Origin of the sequence: uncultured Sulfitobacter sp. (assembly GCF_964021855.1) — a bacterium.
Taxonomy (GTDB): Bacteria; Pseudomonadota; Alphaproteobacteria; order Rhodobacterales; family Rhodobacteraceae; genus Sulfitobacter.
In genome coordinates this window covers 262,479-277,736 of the sequence record NZ_CAXHZD010000001.1, presented here as the reverse complement: position 1 = coordinate 277,736, position 15,258 = coordinate 262,479, and the positions used below count along the sequence as shown (strand labels likewise).

Here is a 15,258-nt window from a genome sequence, read left to right as displayed (position 1 = left end):
GGATAGCTAAATCTTCGTAAAGGATGGTCGCCCAACCTCATTACGGAGAATAATATGCCGACCACTGACAATTTTCATGATTATAGCGCCGGTCTGACGGGGCCAATTTGTGGTGGGTTTCCAATCACGCCCGATGACGCCGCAGATATTGCGCAGGTGACTCGCGCTGTCATGGTTTCAGGCGCTGGCGATCTTTCGGTGGTGCTGAAAAGCGGCGATGCGGTGACGTTGCCAAATCTGATGGCCGGCGTGGTTTATCCGTTCAGAATTGCCCGTGTGCTGAACAGCGGCACAACGGCGTCAGGCGTTATGGGGCTTGTTTAGGCAATCCACAGATGCGTTGCAGGATGTGGAGGGTCACTGGCCGGTTGGGCGAAAAAGCACTGGAAGCGTCGATACTAAAATGCGCAAATCTCCGGTGAATGTGACATGGCGCGCATATCGGCGGTCAAGCTTTACCCGGCGGATATAGCAGGGTGCACGGCGCGCCGTCACCTGCCACAACCCGGTGATGCCGGGCCTGATCGCCAGATAATCCGCTTTGCCATCGCCGTATAATGACAGCTCGGCCCGTGTAACCGGGCGCGGGCCGACAAGTGACATATCCCCTCGTAAAACATTCCAAATTTGCGGCAGCTCATCCAAGCCTGTCCGGCGCAGCAGCCTGCCAAAAGGAAGAATGCGCGGGTCGTTGGACAGCTTGCGCGTAGTGGCCCACTCCGACTTCCTGTCGGGGTGGTTTTCCAGAATTTCCAGCAGCGCCTGATCGGCATTTTCGATCATCGTCCGAATTTTCCAACAGCGAAACACCACACCATTTTCGCCAACGCGTGGATGCGCAAACAAACCAGAGGGTGCGCGGGTTTTGGCGATCAGCCACAGCAGCAGAATCGTCACAGCAACGACCGGCAACAAAGCCAGACACACCGTAATATCAAACAGGCGTTTTCCGCCCCGAACATAAAGCCCCTGCGGGGGGGCGGTACGCAGGATTTTTATGTGCCGTGAAGTATGGTCGAGAAACGCCATAATCTGCCCGCGCGACCCTTTTCCAATCGTTACAAGATTGGCGGATCATGCGAAGCGGATGCTAAATTCGGGTTAAGCGTGGCTGAGTATCAGGGTTAAATATACTTAAACGAAACGTCGCCGGGTACGATCGTTGCGGCAGTTAGGTTTCCGGTGGCATAAGCGCCCGTATCGATAGAGACGATCCCGGGTTTCATTTCCGGTGCGTCGACGATGGTGTGACCATGAACGACCCAAATCCCGTCCGTCCGATCAACAGTGCCGAAATCCTGGTGGCCCCACAGCAGCGTGGTGCTGGTTTGGGCATCAATCGGAACCTCTGGATCTGCGCCAGCATGAACCAATGCGACGTTCCCTGACGTCCAACAATTGGGCAGGTTGGTCACCCAGTTCAACAACTCCTGACCCATTGCATCGACCAGCGCATCGCGCGCACGCTCAAGGTCACCTCCGGAGGAGGTTTCGGAGATTCCCGAGACACCAAAGCTGCCCAGCGTTTGCAGTCCGCCGTACCTTAGCCAGCGCCCTCCGCGCTCTGCAGGTTGGTCGATGAAGTCCAGCATCATTCTCTCGTGGTTTCCCATAAGGCAAACCGCGTTGGATGCTTTGTGCAGTGTTTTCAGAACATCAGCGCTTTGTTCACCCCGATCAACAAGATCGCCGAGAAAAACAATCTGAGCATCTGGATTATCTATTTGAAATCGTTCCAGAATATCAAACCGGCCATGAATATCACCGATCGCTATAACGGGTTCATCCGGGCAAATAGGGTCAAAATGTGCTTGAGGTTTCTTGGATCGTTTAAACCATTTTCCCAGCATTTATTCAGCCCGATAATCTGTGTTGCAAAACTGGCGCATCACTCGTCAAAAAGCTGATACATTCAGTGGCGTCTGGTGAACTTCTCAGCAAACCTACGTATCGTCCGCCTATTGTGTATAAATAATAAGAAGGACCGCAGATGCAAGAGCGGACCATAAGAAGATTATATGCTACGGGGGTTTTTCTGATCGCTAGTATGGGCGCTTCCGCGCTCTCGGCGCAGTCATTGACGACATACGGTACGCCTGGGCTGATTGAGATGCCGACGGCGGAAGTGATGAATGATGGCGATTTTGCCATTACCGCAAGCGCATTTGGCCCCAATTATCGCTACACAGCAGCGTTTCAGGTTTTGCCAAGGGTTTATGGCAGTTTCCGGTATTCGAAAATTAGCAATATCAACCCACCAACTGCCGCTTACGGTGGGGATACCTTTGACCGTAGTTTCGACATCCATTTTCAAATGTTTGACGAGGCAATGTACCGCCCCGCGATGGCAGTCGGCCTGCGTGACTTTTTAGGAACGGGTATTTTCAGCAGCGAATACGTCGTTGCCACCAAAAGCCTGGGGCCGAACATCGAGATTACTGGCGGCATGGGGTGGGGTCGTTTGGCGGGCCGTAATTCGTTCTCGAACCCATTGAGCGTTTTTTCCGATAGTTTTGATACTCGAAAAAAAGGCGCAAATACTGGCGGCCAGCTTGAGACCGGAAACTGGTTTCGCGGGCCTGCATCGTTGTTTGGTGGGGTGAAGTGGAAGATTAACGATCAGGCGACCTTCTTTGCCGAGTATTCACCTGATCTGTACAGTCGGGAATCCACTAATACCGGGATCGATATTTCTACGCCGCTCAACCTTGGGCTTGAGTACCGTTTTAAAAATGGTGTGAACCTGAAAGGGTTTGTTGTTGGCGGCAACGAAATTGGGGCTCAGCTGAGCTATGTTTTGAATCCGCACAAACCAAGCATTCCGGGTGGCATGGAGAATGCGCCGCGCGCGGTCGGGGCGCGTAATCGATTGGCGATTGCGGACTGGAACAACACCCAGATGGGCGGGGGGAAAGACGCGGTTCAACGTGTTCTTGAATCGCGCTTGGCTGCAGAGGGGATTGAGCTTCAAGGCTTTACGATGGACGGCGGTCAAGCGACTGTGCGTGTGGACAACAAGCGTTGGGGCGTGGAAGCGCAGGCCGCTGGTCGTACAGCGCGGGCGATGGCGGCAACCCTGCCCCCAGAGATCGAAGAGTTTACCGTCGTATTTCAGAAGAACGGCGTGCCGATCAGCCGGGTTGTGACACAGCGATCCGACCTAGAGGAACTGCAATTCGATTATGATGGGCCTTGGCGCACCCTCGCACGTGCAGATATCGAAGATGCGCATGACGAAAGCCGTTTGGGCACAGTTGAAGATGCCTTTCCGGTTTTTGATTCCTCTTTCAGGCCGTATATTGCGACATCGTATTTTGACCCTGATAGCCCGATCCGCGCAGATTTTGGCCTGCAGCTAAAGGCAGCATATCGCCCTGCGCCGGGGCTGACGTTTGCCGGGCAGCTTCGGTACCCCTTGATTGGCAATATCGAGGATTCTACGCGGGTCTCAAATTCGTTGATCGAACCGGTTCGTACAAATGCGGTGCGCTACGCGCAGCAATCCGAGCTGGAAGTTAACAGGTTAACAGCTGAATATATGTTCCGTCCGGGTCAGGATCTGTTTGGCCGTGTTTCCGCAGGCTATCTGGAAAACATGTTCGGCGGGGTATCGGCAGAGCTTCTTTGGTATCCGGTATCTAGCCGTTTGGCGTTGGGTGCCGAGATTAACTATGTAAAGCAACGCGATTTTGACATGCTTTTCGGCTTTCAAGATTATGAGGTTCTTACGGGCCACGCGTCGGCCTATTACGATTTTGGCAACGGGTTCTACGGCCAGCTGGATGTGGGCCGCTATTTGGCCGGCGACTATGGTGCGACGATTTCAATCGATCGGGAATTCAATAACGGATTCAAGGTTGGCGGCTATTTCACGTTAACTGACGTGCCATTCGATACCTTTGGCGAAGGTTCCTTTGACAAAGGTTTGCGGATCGAAATTCCTTTGTCGTGGATTACCGGACAACCTTCGAGAACGTCCATTTCCCAGACCATCCAACCAATTACCCGAGATGGCGGTGCGCGGTTGCGGGTTCAAAACCGTTTGCATGATTTTGTCAGGGATTACCGCGGCAAAGAACTGAGCGACGGTTGGGGGAGATATCTGCGATGATTCGACATGTTGTGGTGACCCTTGTTGCGGCTTTGCTGTTAACTGCCTGTTCTGGCACGCAAGGCTTGTTAGATCGCGGTCTTGAAATGGTTGATGATGGCCCTGCACGCGCGAAAGTGCCCGCGGGTCAATTCACGCCGCGGTTCGGGGCGCTGGTGGCGGACACATCCGTGCCATTGCTTGTCGTTACCGTTGAAAACCGCAATCAATCCGGTCGTCTGCTGTTAGAAGACACAGTAAACGGCGTCGACACCTGGTTAAGCGCGGATATGAGCGCTTTGATAATGCAAAACGGTATGCTTCGCGGGACGCGCGGCGTCGGAACCGAATTATTCGCGGCGGATGTTTCCGAACCGATGCGCCTGATCTTATCCGGGGACACTGGCCATTCGGACCGTTTGCACAGCAATCTTACGGGCGATGACCGGATCAAAACGCGCACCTACCGCTGCTTGGTGGAAAACAAGGGGTCGGACGTGATCAACCTAGAGATGGGGCGCGTATCCACGCGGGTTATGACTGAAGATTGTAAAAGTGTGGACCAGTCGTTTACAAACACCTATTGGGTGAGCGTGGCTACTGGTAAGATTGTGCAGTCGCGCCAATGGGCTGGGGATGAGTTTGGGTATATTATCACCCAAGCCGGTGTCCGTTAAATTATAGCTGAGTCAGGCGCGCAGCAGCGCTGACATAGAATGCTGGATAGGAGTGACGTTTTCGTGAAATACCTTTTTATGGTTGTATTGGGTCTTAGCCTTGCCAGTTGCGGTACCGTTTATCGCACACCTAAGGTTGTCGAAGGTGTGGCAGGCGGGGCAAATGTTCGGGTCCTTGATTTGAACCCAGAAACAGTGATCCAAGCCAACCGGTCACCTTATACGCCACAAACGCTCCCTGCGTTTTTCTCTCAGACGGCAGGGGCAGGTTCTGGCCTAAGGGGGGCGGGTGCGCTGCCCACGCCACCAGCCCAAAGCGAAACGCGCCCTACTGCGCTTGAAATGCGGCTGCCACCGGATGTGAATCCCGGTCCTTATGAAATTGGTGTTGGGGATGTTGTTCTGCTCGCGACGCCACGCGCCGCTTCCTCGGTTGAGCAGTTATCCGGATTGCTGGCTGCTCAGAACTCTCGCCAAGGGTATACCGTTCAGGATGATGGGTCGATCAACATCCCTGACGTTGGTCGTGTGCGGATTGCTGGCCTGACGATCGAAGACGCTGAAGCCGCGCTTTTCCAGCGGCTTGTCGAGAACCAGATTGACCCGACATTCAGCCTGGAAATCTCTGAGTTCAATTCGCGCAAAATCTCAATAGGGGGCGCGGTTGCGTCACCGACGGTTGTTCCTGTGACATTGACCCCGGTCTATCTGGAGGAGGTGCTAGCCGCTGCGGGTGGTATTACAGTCAAAGACCAAGATTACGCCTCGATCCGTTTGTACCGTGATGGAACGCTGTATCAGATCCCGTTAACCCAGCTTTATTCAAATGCAAGTTTGACCAAGACGCGCTTGCTGCCAGGTGATTCCGTTTTTGTGGATACAGAATACGAGCTGTCGCAGGCGCAGGATTATTTCGCCCAGCAAATCACATTGATCCAAGCACGTCAGTCTGCACGGACGTCCGCTTTGGCCGAGCTCCAAGCCGAAGTCGGCCTGCGCCGCGCCAACCTTAGTGAAGCGCGTGAAAACTACCAAGCGCGGATCGAGTTGGGTGCCGACAACCGGCAGTACGTCTATCTGGCGGGTGAGGTTGGTAAGCAATCGCGGTTTGCGTTGCCATTTGAACGCAAGGCGAGCCTTGCCGACGCGATGTACGATTCTGATGGTATTGCATCGTCGACCGGTGATGTGTCGCAAATCTATGTATTGCGGTCGTCGTCTGACCCACGTGAATTCGGGGCCATCACGGCGTGGCATCTGGATGCGCGTAATGCCGCGAATTTTGCCTTGGCCCCACGGTTTGAACTGCGCCCCGATGACATCATCTTTATCGCCCAGCAGCCTGTCACCAAGTGGAGCCGGGCTGTGTCGCAAATCCTGCCGCAAATCTTGAGTGTCGGTAACTTGGCGACTGACTAACCCTTAGCGCATTAGATCGAACGGCCGGGTTCATGCCCGGCCGTTCGCATTTTGGGGACGCAGATTTTTAATCTGTGTCGGTAACATTGAATACCGTTACAAATTTTAGACTATTCCGCGCCCAATTTCGGACACATATTAACATTACTTCTGAGCAGGTCGTTGATCCTGACGGAGTGTGGGAATGTATCTTTCAGTTGTTGTCCCTTGCAAGAACGAGGAAGAGTCTATCCCCGGTCTTGTGGTGCGTTTGTCGCAGGCGATCAAACCTTGGAAGGATCTGGCCGAGATTATATTGGTCGATGACGGGTCAACCGATGCAACCTGGAAGGCGATTGAGGCGGCCAAGCTGACCTGCCCACAGCTTGTCGGGATAAAGCTTTCCGCGAACAGAGGGCACCAAATCGCGTTGACCGCCGGTTTGGAAGCCTCACGGGGCGAGCGGATTTTTATGCTGGATGCCGATCTTCAAGATCCGCCAGAGCTGCTGACAGATATGATGTTCATGATGGATCGCGGCTTTGACGTGGTTTATGGCCGCCGCAGCGAGCGCCGTGGCGAGACGATGTTCAAAAAAGCCACTGCGCACCTGTTCTACCGCTTCTTGAATGCAATGTCCGATGTGCCGATCCCGCAGGATACCGGTGATTTCCGTCTTGTGAATCGTCGGTCGCTGGATGCTGTTCTGGCGATGCCGGAAAAAGCGCGGTTCATTCGTGGGATGTTTGCTTGGGCCGGTTTCAAGCAGGTCGGCATTGAATATATCCGGTCGCCGCGCGAGCTGGGTGAAACAAAATATCCCCTGCGTGCCATGATGCGGTTCGCAATTGATGCGATGACGGCATTTTCCACCAAACCGCTAAAACTGGCCACCCGTTTGTCGTTTATCAGCCTGTTGATGGCAGGTTTGATGGCCGTCTATGTGATTTATTCGCTGGTTGTATATCAAACAGCGCCCGGTTGGGCATCCGTGGTGCTGGCCGTCAGCTTCTTTTCGGGCGTGCAATTGCTGACCTTGGGGATATTGGGCGAATATATTGGCCGCCTGTATGTCGAGGCTAAGAACCGCCCGATGTATTTCGTGAGCGAAGACACCCGCGACGTCGCACAGACACCCCAACGTTTGCGTGCTTGATGCGGATTTTTCAGCATAAACTGGTTAGGTTCTGCCTCGTCGGCGGCGGCACGGCTTTGGTCTATGTGCTGTTGTATCTGGCGTTTTTGGCAGAAGATGTACCTCAGGTTTTTGCCAACGGATTTGCCTTTGGGCTGGCCGTGATGCTGCAATACGCGGGTCAGGCGGCGTTCACTTTTAGCCGCCAGTTGAATGACCTTGGCCAGATCCTGCGGTTTGCGGTGATGGTCGTTTTGGGCTTTGGCAGCTCTGCCCTGATCACATCGGTGGTGCCCTCGCTGACCGGCCTGCCTGATTGGGCGGCGGCTGCCATTGCGGCGACATATCTGCCAGTTCAGAACTTTGTATTCATGGCCCTGTGGGTCTTTGCAGTGCCTTTTTCCAGAACGGAAATCACATCATGAGCCATATCTATAACGATACGTTTTTTGATTATATCAACCAAAGCGCCCGGGCGTCCGCCAAGCCGTTGATTGCCCTGCTGTTTCCCAAACTTCGGCCACAAAGCGTTATTGATCTGGGCAGTGGCCGCGGTGTTTGGATGGATGAATGGCAACGCGCCGGTGCGGTGGATGTTCTGGCCGTCGATGGTGATTATGTGAACCGCGATCAGTTGGCTGTCGCGCCCGAAAATTTCTTGGCCGCTGATTTAACTAAGCCCGTGGAAACCGGTCGCCGTTTCGATCTGGCGCAAAGCCTTGAAGTTGGTGAGCATTTGCCAACAGAGGCGTCTGAAACGCTTGTGAACAGTTTGACACGTGCATCTGACCGGGTGCTGTTTTCGGCTGCGGTCACGGGCCAGGGTGGCGAATTCCACATCAACGAACAACCTTTAGCGTTCTGGCAAAACTTGTTTGCCGCCCGTGGATATGTGGCGTTTGACTGCGTGCGGCCCGAGCTGAAGAACAACAGGCATGTCGCGCCTTGGTATCGCTATAATACGATCCTGTATGTGAACGCGGCCGGTCGTGATGGGTTGCCTCAGGATATTTTGGACACTGAAATTTCTGCCGGTCAGCCGGTTAGAAATACGGGTCATCTAGGGTGGCGCTTGCGGCTGGCGCTGGTCAAACTGCTGCCACGCCCAGCGGTAACATTTATCGCGCAGGCACGGGCATTGGTTTTGGCCATCCGCGCCCGCCGGGCCAAGACTGCCCGCGCGGCCTAGGTCGTACCGCAGCGATGGCGAGCCCCCCAACCAGCAATAGCTTGACCCTGTGGCCGACCTTTCTGGTCGCTTTCATCGCGGTGATGCTGATGTCGGCGATGAACTTGGCCGACCCGATGATCCGCCATGATGATTTTCCTGCGCTTTTCGCTGATGCGCCGATGTTTTGGAACAAAACCCTGCACGAGGGGCGCTGGCTGAACTATGTCTGGCATCTGCGCCCCATCGTTACCCCGCCTTGGGTGAACTTTATCCTGTACCAAGGGCTGTGGGCGTTGTGCGTTGCATCCATCGCCGTGGTGGCAAGCGGACGCAAAGGGGCCGACCGGTTCACGGTGCTGATGGCGTTGATGCTGATGGTATCGCCGTCGGCAATGCTGATCTCGCCATGGTTCAACACGTTGATTCCCGGCCTTGCTGTTGTGGCGCTGTTCGGGCTGCTGGCCTGCAAGGTATCAAACCGCACGTTACGTCTGCTTTTGCCAGTGTTCGTGATCGTCAGCTTTATGGCCTACACGACCTATCCGCTGCTTTTGTTGGCCATCTGTATCGCCAAAACCAAAGATCGTTCCCTGCGCGATCTGGCCGGGTTGCTGCTGTTGTTCTGCGTTAGCTTCGCCGCGGCGGTGGTCACCGTTTATGCGCTGAACTGGCAGGTGCATGGCGTGTTCGGTGTGCCCATGGCCGAGTGGCGCGAGGCGACGTCGGCGCGCGGTCTGGCCGGGATGGTGGAAAACCTTCCCAAGCTGCGCGAATCGTTTCAGATCATCTTTCACCGCAACGGGTTTGGCTTTTTGCCTTTGATGCTGTTTTTCCCCGCTCTTGCGGTCGTGTCATTCGCGATACTGATCAAGCGTCGCCCGATGGAGGCGCTTTATATCCTGGGCGGGCTGGCTGTGGGGATTGCGCTGGTGACTGTGCAGGTTCTCAAAATCGGCGTTATCGTGCCGCCACGTGCGTTTGTCTTTATGTGGGTATTTGCCGTGTTGGCGATTGTCCGAGCGGTGGGGCTGCTGAGCCCGCAAAGCGGTTTGCCAAGTCGTCTGGGCCGGAACGCCATTATGCTGATCATTGGCGTCTATTTCATACAGATTTTCTTGTTTTACGGTCAGTTCCGGGATTGGCAGGCCGAAACCAAGGCGATTGCCCAAGACATTGCGCCGCTTGACGGGGCGATATTCGTTTACGGAAACCCGATGGACATTGCATCCGGAAAAAAGGCGAGCATTCAGGCACGCGAAGCGTTTTCGCTACGGTTAAGGCATCTTACGGGTCGCGAAGTGATCAACTGCGATCTGACCCCGGACGATTGCCCGGCGCCCCCGACTTTGGGCGATACTGACCATGACGAAATTCATCTGCGGGCCACGGATGCGGGGCAGTTCGTGATCTTTACCCCGCTTGAGGAAGCCACATCAGATCGGGAATGATAGTTCCGACAGCAGTGGCGGGTTTGCGCCTGCGCGTGACACCGTGACGGCGGCGACTTCTGCGCCCAAACGCAACGCGGCTTGCGCATCATCGGCGGATAGGGTCGCGATCCCTTGCTTGGTGAGGCAGCCCATTTGCGACAGTTTCGCCAGCACCCCGGCGTTAAAGGTATCGCCGGCACCGACGGTATCAACGACATCGACCTTGCGGGCGGCAGCTTCGGCGCTGTCGCCGCTGGCAAGATATGCTTTGGCCCCGTCGCTGCCTTTGGTGACGATCACCAGCTTTGGACCTTGCGCCAAAATTTCCGCTGCTTTGTCGTCCAGCGAGGCGGGGCCGTCGATGATCCAGTTCAGATCATCATCCGAGACCTTAAGAATGTCGGTCACGGCGATCATTTTGGCCAAGCGCGCGCGGTATGCGGCGGGGTCGGTGATGAATTGCGGGCGAATGTTGGGATCAATCATGATCACGCGATCATCTGCCTGATTGACGGCCAGCGCGGCATAGAAATCGGCGGCGGGCATTCCGATCAAGCTGATGCCACCGAAGTACAGCGTGCTGACGGTGTCGGGGATCGTCGGAAGATTGGCAGGATCAAGGGAGCGGCCCGCCGTGTTTTCATCATAGAAGGTGTAGGTGGCATTCCCGCCCGACAGTTGGACAAAGGCCAATGTGGTCGGGCGATCCGAAAAAACCACATGCGATGTATCGACGTTGCTGGCGTGCAGGGCGTCTTGGAGCTTGGTCCCGAACATATCGGTCGACAGACCAGAGACGAAGCCGACCTTTTGCTCGAGCCGCCCCAAGGCGCGGGCCGTGTTAAATACGGCACCACCGACATGGGGCGTGAACGCGCCATCCCCTTCGATCATGTCGATCAATGCTTCTCCACAACACAGTATCATAGTGCCTCCAACCGTTTGGCTTTGGAGTTTGATAAGGGTGTGAGCGCTAACGGTCCAGAGAAAAGTTCGGTGCCATCGTTGACCAGAAGTTTCGTAAATCATGACAAAATGGCAGTTTAGGGTCGAATTTGGCTTTTTGAGTGGTCTCTGACGACAGGTGCGATTGATCAGCCTTCGTGAGAGGAGTGTGAACTCAGTATTGCATAGATGCAGTAAGGTTTCGGCTCTAAACCGCATATTAGAGCCTGTTTTAGATTGGCTCGACAAGGTTAAGCAGGAAATATGCTGTCTCGGTGCTCGGCCAGATAGATGCGAAGCCACGGGGTGAATTTCTGCGGCTCTTCGCGGGTTTGGCGGGCCAGTTCTTCAAGGTCGATCCACGCGGTGTCCATGACCTCTTCCGCGTTTGGCGTGACGCTGGTCAGGGCGATGGCGTCGGCGGTGTAGATATCAACAAGTTCATGTTCGATCAGGTCATTGCCAACGTCCGCGCGATATTCGATCTGATCACGGTGCATCAGGCGCAGCCCGGTGATGCCTAACTCTTCATCCAGCCGCCGATTGGCACAGGCCAATGCGGGTTCGTCCCAAAACGGGTGGGTGCAACAGGCGTTCGCCCACAGACCAGGGGTGTGGTATTTTGACAGCGCACGACGTTGGATCAAGGTTTCACTGCCGCGCATGATGAAAACGGAAATGGCTTTGTGGCGCAGCCCGCGTTGGTGCACCTCGAGCTTTTCAACAGGGATCAATGCCCCGTTAACCCAAGCCGGAATCATCGCGCGCATAGTGGTGTCCGTATGATTGGGTGGCCTAAATATGCCAATTTTCTGATCCTAGATTCGGTGCCCATCAGGAATCTATATAGGCTCGTATTTCGGGGATTTGTACATTTAACGTCTGGCGCGCATGGGTTTGACGGTGTGTGGCCCGGAATTGCCCAGCATTTAGACCGCTAAGATACCCCGCCCTGCGCGAGGGTTTCCGCGATTTGGTCCTCGGAATAGCCTAAATCCGCGAGTATCTGCCGCGTGTGTGTTTGCCCGTCGGGCATTTTCGGGGGCACCGTCGCGATTGATGAATAGCGCGGCGCAGGGGTTGGTTGGCGCACGCCGCCTGCCGTCGTGAATGTTGTACGGGCTTGGTTGTGGGGGTGGTCTGGTGCTTCGGTCAGCGACAATACCGGCGCATAGCATGCGTCTGATCCGGTCATGATCGCATCCCATTCATCACGGGTTTTTTCTGCGATCACTTTGGTTAATTTGTCTCGCATCTGGTCCCATTTGTTCGAGTCGGTTTGGGGGGCCATTTCAGGATCATTATCAAGGCCGGTTAATTCCAACATGCGTTCGTAAAATTGCGGTTCAATCGACCCTAACGAGATGAATTTGCCGTCACGGGTTTCATAGACGTCATAGAAATGCGCGCCGGTGTCCAGCATGTTGACCCCGCGTTCGTCCTTCCACCAGCCTTGGCCATGAAAACTGTAGATCATCGACATCAACAGGGCGGACCCATCTGTCATTGCGGCGTCGATCACGGTGCCGTTGCCACCACGTTGCACATGTAAAAGGGCGGACACCATGCCAAAGGCCAGCATCATCGCGCCGCCGCCGAAATCACCCATCATGTTAATCGGCGGGGTCGGTTTTTCCCCTTTGCGGCCAAAGGCATGCAGGGCGCCGGACAGCGCGATGTAGTTGATATCGTGACCGGCCATTCGGGCATAGGGGCCGGTCTGGCCCCACCCTGTCATGCGGCCATAAACCAGCTTGGGGTTCAGCAGCAGCATGTCGTCGGGACCAAGGCCCAGACGTTCCATCACGCCGGGGCGGAACCCTTCGATCAGGCCGTCGGCGGTGGCGATCAGATCGCGCAGCACCGCTTTGCCACTGTCCGATTTCATATCAATGGCGATGCGCTTGCGGGACCGCAGCAGGATATCGGTGCGCGCGTCGCTTTCTGGGCCGCCTTTGGTGCCGCCAGGGCGTTCTATTCGGATCACCTCGGCCCCGTGATCGGCAAGCATCATGCAGGCAAATGGGCCGGGGCCGAGGCCCGCAAATTCAATAATCCGCAAACCTTTTAGGGGTCCGGGCATGGGGTTGCTCCTATTCGAAGTTTGCTTTGCGCTTTTCCAAGAATGCGGCGACGCCTTCGGCAAAATGCGGGTGTTTCCCGGCTGAGGCTTGGGCATCCCGTTCCTCGGCCAGCTGGCCTTGGAAACTGCCATCGCCCGCTTGCCAGAGCAGTTTGCGCATGAGCCCAAGCGCGTGGGTCGGCCCGTTCGCAAGGCGGGTCGCGAATTCATGGGCGGTGGGCATCACGGCGTCATCATCCACGACCTTAGTGACCATGCCCCAGTCAAAGGCTTGTTGCGCGGGGAGCTTTTCACCCAGCAGGGCAAGCTCAGCCGCGCGGACACGCCCCACGTTGCGCACCAACATCCATGTGGCACCGCCATCCGGGACCAGACCGATATGGCAAAACGCTTCGAGGAAATAACTGTTTTCGCCTGCGACGATGATGTCACCCGCCATGGCGATGGAGGCACCGATGCCAGCGGCCGGTCCGTTGATCGCGGTGATCAGGGGCACATCCAGATTGCGGATTGCCATCATCAGGGGGTTATATGCTTCGTCCAGCGCCGATCCGGCGTTGATTTCACCGGGCTTTGCCGCAGGGCGGGTCTGCAAATTCGCACCGGAACAAAACGCACGGGAAGATCCTGTCAGGATAATCGCGCGGCTGTTCTTGGCGGCGCTTTCCAGTGCCGCAGTCAGCGAGACCGCCAGATTTGGGGTCAGCGCATTAAGGGTGGTGGGATCGTTCAGCGCAATCGTTGTCACGCCGCCCGAGGTTTCGATCTTTAGGCCGTCTGTCATGGTTTCCTCCTGCATTGGGCGCAGCAAAGCATTGATCGGGGGGATAGGCAAACGGGTGCTGAGCGTTCGGTGGTCCTACGGCGCGTTAACCGGTTTGGCGCAGCTTGGCCGCGATCTGATGCCCAACCCACGGAGCCCGCACATGTCTGATACTTCGCCGATCCTTTCGATGCCCTATATTCAGCCCGCACAGGCGCAAAAGCATGTGACCCATAACGAAGCGCTAAGACTGCTGGATACGATCGTGCAACTGGCTGTTCTTTCGGCCGATCAATCCGTGCCGCCCAGTACTGCCGTCGAGGGGGACCGCTATTTGGTCGCCGCAAACGGTCAGGCAGACTGGGCGGGGCAAGACGGCAATATTGCTGTTTTCGTCGACGCGAGCTGGCAATTCATTGTGCCGCTGGAGGGGTGGAGCGCGCAGGTGCGTGACACCAACACTGCGGTCGTTTTTGACGGCACCACATGGGTGGGGCAGCAGCCCGAATTGAACAATCTGCCGGGGCTGGGGATCGGAACCGGCTTTGACGGTTATAACAAGTTGGCCGTGTCATCGGATGCTGTGCTTTTGAACCACGCGGGTGGGGGGCATCAGCTCAAGATTAACAAATCCGGCCAAGGGGATACGGCCAGCCTGCTGTTCCAGACAGGGTGGGGCGGGCGCGCCGAAATGGGCATTGCCGGAAGCGATGATTTCACGCTCAAGGTCAGTGCGGATGGGTCGAACTGGATCGAAGCATTGCGCGTGGATGCCCAGACCGGACGCATTCAAACTGCCGTGGCGGGTTGGCGTGAAATATTAATTGCGCCGCGCAGTTACTTTGTCGATCAGACGCTGGGAAATGACGGCAATGACGGGCTGACTGCGGGGGCTGGCGCGTTCGCATCGATTGCCAAGGCGGTTGAGGCGGCGATGAGGGTCGATACGGGCGGAAACGACATAACGCTGAAGCTGGCGCATGGCACCTATGGCTTGGCACAACCGGTTAAGGTCGATTGGGCCCTGGTCGGTGGCGGGCGTTTAATTGTTGAGGGTGATACCGGAACACCCGACTTGGTCGTGATGGATGCGGTGGATCAGGCGTTTGCCATCGCACAGGGGGAGGTCTCCTTGCGCGGGGTTAAGCTGCAAAATACCAGCAGTTCGGCCGCCGTGGTGTCAGCGAGCGGGAACAGCCATTTGCGGCTGGATAGCGTTAACTTTGGCGAGGCAGGCGGGCATGTCGATCTGCGCGGGGCAAGGATGACTTTGGATGGCCCTTGTCTGATTGACGGCGATGCGGGGTATCACCTGCATCTGGCTGACGGCGCGCAGTTTGACGGCAATGGGCAGACCGTGACGTTGACCGGCACCCCAGATTTCGTAGATGCGTTTTGCGTTTGCACACATGCCAGCGTCGCGCGCTTTGCCGGGCAAAGCTTTGCGGGCAGCGCCACAGGTACACGGTATGAAGTGTCTGCAAATGCGGTGATTGATAGCGGCGGTGTGATTCTGCCGGGCGACGTTGCAGGGGCAACGCAAACGGGCGCTGTGTATCTGTAAAC

Annotated in this window: 15 protein-coding genes; 9 read left to right on the top strand and 6 right to left on the bottom strand. The window is 56.0% G+C overall.

Annotation, left to right across the window (positions count from 1 at the left end; genetic code table 11):
• Positions 1-54 precede the first annotated feature (54 nt).
• Positions 55-324, top strand: coding sequence for a hypothetical protein (locus AADJ11_RS01300; RefSeq protein ID WP_341232756.1), 270 nt, complete (start codon positions 55-57; stop codon positions 322-324).
• Between the two features lie 33 nt (positions 325-357).
• Here the strand turns inward: AADJ11_RS01300 and AADJ11_RS01295 are convergent, their stop codons facing one another.
• Both AADJ11_RS01295 and AADJ11_RS01290 read right to left on the bottom strand, forming a co-directional pair.
• The gene (locus AADJ11_RS01295; RefSeq protein ID WP_341232755.1) at positions 358-1,029 is read right to left on the bottom strand and encodes a sugar transferase; all 672 of its coding nucleotides are present in this window, start codon (positions 1,027-1,029) and stop codon (positions 358-360) included.
• Between the two features lie 95 nt (positions 1,030-1,124).
• A complete protein-coding gene (locus tag AADJ11_RS01290; protein WP_341232754.1) occupies positions 1,125-1,850 on the bottom strand; it encodes a metallophosphoesterase in 726 nt (241 codons plus the stop codon).
• A gap of 197 nt (positions 1,851-2,047) precedes the next feature.
• Between AADJ11_RS01290 and AADJ11_RS01285 the strand changes: the two genes are divergently transcribed.
• The 7 genes from AADJ11_RS01285 (at position 2,048) to AADJ11_RS01255 (ending at position 9,919) form a co-directional block, all read left to right on the top strand.
• Positions 2,048-4,111: a YjbH domain-containing protein gene (locus tag AADJ11_RS01285; protein WP_341232753.1), complete on the top strand. Its 2,064-nt coding sequence runs from the start codon at positions 2,048-2,050 to the stop codon at positions 4,109-4,111.
• Positions 4,108-4,767 (top strand): YjbF family lipoprotein, encoded by a 660-nt coding sequence (locus AADJ11_RS01280; RefSeq protein ID WP_341232752.1) that lies wholly within the window; start codon positions 4,108-4,110, stop codon positions 4,765-4,767. Before AADJ11_RS01285 ends, AADJ11_RS01280 begins: the two co-directional genes overlap by 4 nt.
• A gap of 78 nt (positions 4,768-4,845) precedes the next feature.
• Positions 4,846-6,186: a polysaccharide biosynthesis/export family protein gene (locus tag AADJ11_RS01275; protein WP_341233638.1), complete on the top strand. Its 1,341-nt coding sequence runs from the start codon at positions 4,846-4,848 to the stop codon at positions 6,184-6,186.
• Positions 6,187-6,370: 184 nt separating this feature from the next.
• Positions 6,371-7,321 carry a glycosyltransferase family 2 protein gene (locus AADJ11_RS01270; protein ID WP_341232751.1) on the top strand — a complete coding sequence of 317 codons (951 nt, stop codon included), beginning with the start codon at positions 6,371-6,373 and terminating at the stop codon, positions 7,319-7,321.
• Positions 7,321-7,725 carry a GtrA family protein gene (locus tag AADJ11_RS01265; protein WP_341232750.1) on the top strand — a complete coding sequence of 135 codons (405 nt, stop codon included), beginning with the start codon at positions 7,321-7,323 and terminating at the stop codon, positions 7,723-7,725. Before AADJ11_RS01270 ends, AADJ11_RS01265 begins: the two co-directional genes overlap by 1 nt.
• Positions 7,722-8,489, top strand: coding sequence for a class I SAM-dependent methyltransferase (locus AADJ11_RS01260; RefSeq protein WP_341232749.1), 768 nt, complete (start codon positions 7,722-7,724; stop codon positions 8,487-8,489). Before AADJ11_RS01265 ends, AADJ11_RS01260 begins: the two co-directional genes overlap by 4 nt.
• 41 nt (positions 8,490-8,530) lie before the next feature.
• On the top strand, positions 8,531-9,919 hold the full coding sequence (locus AADJ11_RS01255; protein WP_341232748.1) for a hypothetical protein: 1,389 nt from the start codon (positions 8,531-8,533) through the stop codon (positions 9,917-9,919).
• Here the strand turns inward: AADJ11_RS01255 and AADJ11_RS01250 are convergent.
• The 4 genes from AADJ11_RS01250 to AADJ11_RS01235 form a co-directional block, all read right to left on the bottom strand.
• Positions 9,905-10,828, bottom strand: coding sequence for a carbohydrate kinase (locus AADJ11_RS01250; protein ID WP_341232747.1), 924 nt, complete (start codon positions 10,826-10,828; stop codon positions 9,905-9,907). The genes AADJ11_RS01255 and AADJ11_RS01250 overlap by 15 nt on opposite strands.
• A 269-nt stretch (positions 10,829-11,097) precedes the next feature.
• On the bottom strand, positions 11,098-11,616 hold the full coding sequence (idi, locus tag AADJ11_RS01245; protein WP_341232746.1) for an isopentenyl-diphosphate delta-isomerase: 519 nt from the start codon (positions 11,614-11,616) through the stop codon (positions 11,098-11,100).
• A gap of 167 nt (positions 11,617-11,783) precedes the next feature.
• On the bottom strand, positions 11,784-12,929 hold the full coding sequence (locus AADJ11_RS01240) for a CaiB/BaiF CoA-transferase family protein (protein WP_341232745.1): 1,146 nt from the start codon (positions 12,927-12,929) through the stop codon (positions 11,784-11,786).
• Between the two features lie 10 nt (positions 12,930-12,939).
• The gene (locus AADJ11_RS01235) at positions 12,940-13,713 is read right to left on the bottom strand and encodes an enoyl-CoA hydratase-related protein (RefSeq protein WP_341232744.1); all 774 of its coding nucleotides are present in this window, start codon (positions 13,711-13,713) and stop codon (positions 12,940-12,942) included.
• A gap of 142 nt (positions 13,714-13,855) precedes the next feature.
• On the opposite strand from AADJ11_RS01235, the gene AADJ11_RS01230 reads away from it, so the two are divergent.
• The gene (locus AADJ11_RS01230; RefSeq protein ID WP_341232743.1) at positions 13,856-15,256 is read left to right on the top strand and encodes a DUF2793 domain-containing protein; all 1,401 of its coding nucleotides are present in this window, start codon (positions 13,856-13,858) and stop codon (positions 15,254-15,256) included.
• Positions 15,257-15,258 lie beyond the last annotated feature (2 nt).

What these genes read in the sequence shown, in the direction of transcription:
- AADJ11_RS01270 (WP_341232751.1), top strand. Translation starts at nt 6,371, where the DNA reads ATGTATCTTTCAGTTGTTGTCCCTTGCAAGAACGAGGAAGAGTCTATC.
- AADJ11_RS01280 (WP_341232752.1), top strand. Translation starts at nt 4,108, where the DNA reads ATGATTCGACATGTTGTGGTGACCCTTGTTGCGGCTTTGCTGTTAACT.
- AADJ11_RS01230 (WP_341232743.1), top strand. Translation starts at nt 13,856, where the DNA reads ATGTCTGATACTTCGCCGATCCTTTCGATGCCCTATATTCAGCCCGCA.
- AADJ11_RS01285 (WP_341232753.1), top strand. Translation starts at nt 2,048, where the DNA reads ATGGGCGCTTCCGCGCTCTCGGCGCAGTCATTGACGACATACGGTACG.
- AADJ11_RS01295 (WP_341232755.1), bottom strand. Translation starts at nt 1,029, where the DNA reads ATGGCGTTTCTCGACCATACTTCACGGCACATAAAAATCCTGCGTACC.
- idi (WP_341232746.1), bottom strand. Translation starts at nt 11,616, where the DNA reads ATGCGCGCGATGATTCCGGCTTGGGTTAACGGGGCATTGATCCCTGTT.
- AADJ11_RS01290 (WP_341232754.1), bottom strand. Translation starts at nt 1,850, where the DNA reads ATGCTGGGAAAATGGTTTAAACGATCCAAGAAACCTCAAGCACATTTT.
- AADJ11_RS01235 (WP_341232744.1), bottom strand. Translation starts at nt 13,713, where the DNA reads ATGACAGACGGCCTAAAGATCGAAACCTCGGGCGGCGTGACAACGATT.
- AADJ11_RS01260 (WP_341232749.1), top strand. Translation starts at nt 7,722, where the DNA reads ATGAGCCATATCTATAACGATACGTTTTTTGATTATATCAACCAAAGC.
- AADJ11_RS01265 (WP_341232750.1), top strand. Translation starts at nt 7,321, where the DNA reads ATGCGGATTTTTCAGCATAAACTGGTTAGGTTCTGCCTCGTCGGCGGC.
- AADJ11_RS01300 (WP_341232756.1), top strand. Translation starts at nt 55, where the DNA reads ATGCCGACCACTGACAATTTTCATGATTATAGCGCCGGTCTGACGGGG.
- AADJ11_RS01250 (WP_341232747.1), bottom strand. Translation starts at nt 10,828, where the DNA reads ATGATACTGTGTTGTGGAGAAGCATTGATCGACATGATCGAAGGGGAT.
- AADJ11_RS01275 (WP_341233638.1), top strand. Translation starts at nt 4,846, where the DNA reads ATGGTTGTATTGGGTCTTAGCCTTGCCAGTTGCGGTACCGTTTATCGC.
- AADJ11_RS01240 (WP_341232745.1), bottom strand. Translation starts at nt 12,929, where the DNA reads ATGCCCGGACCCCTAAAAGGTTTGCGGATTATTGAATTTGCGGGCCTC.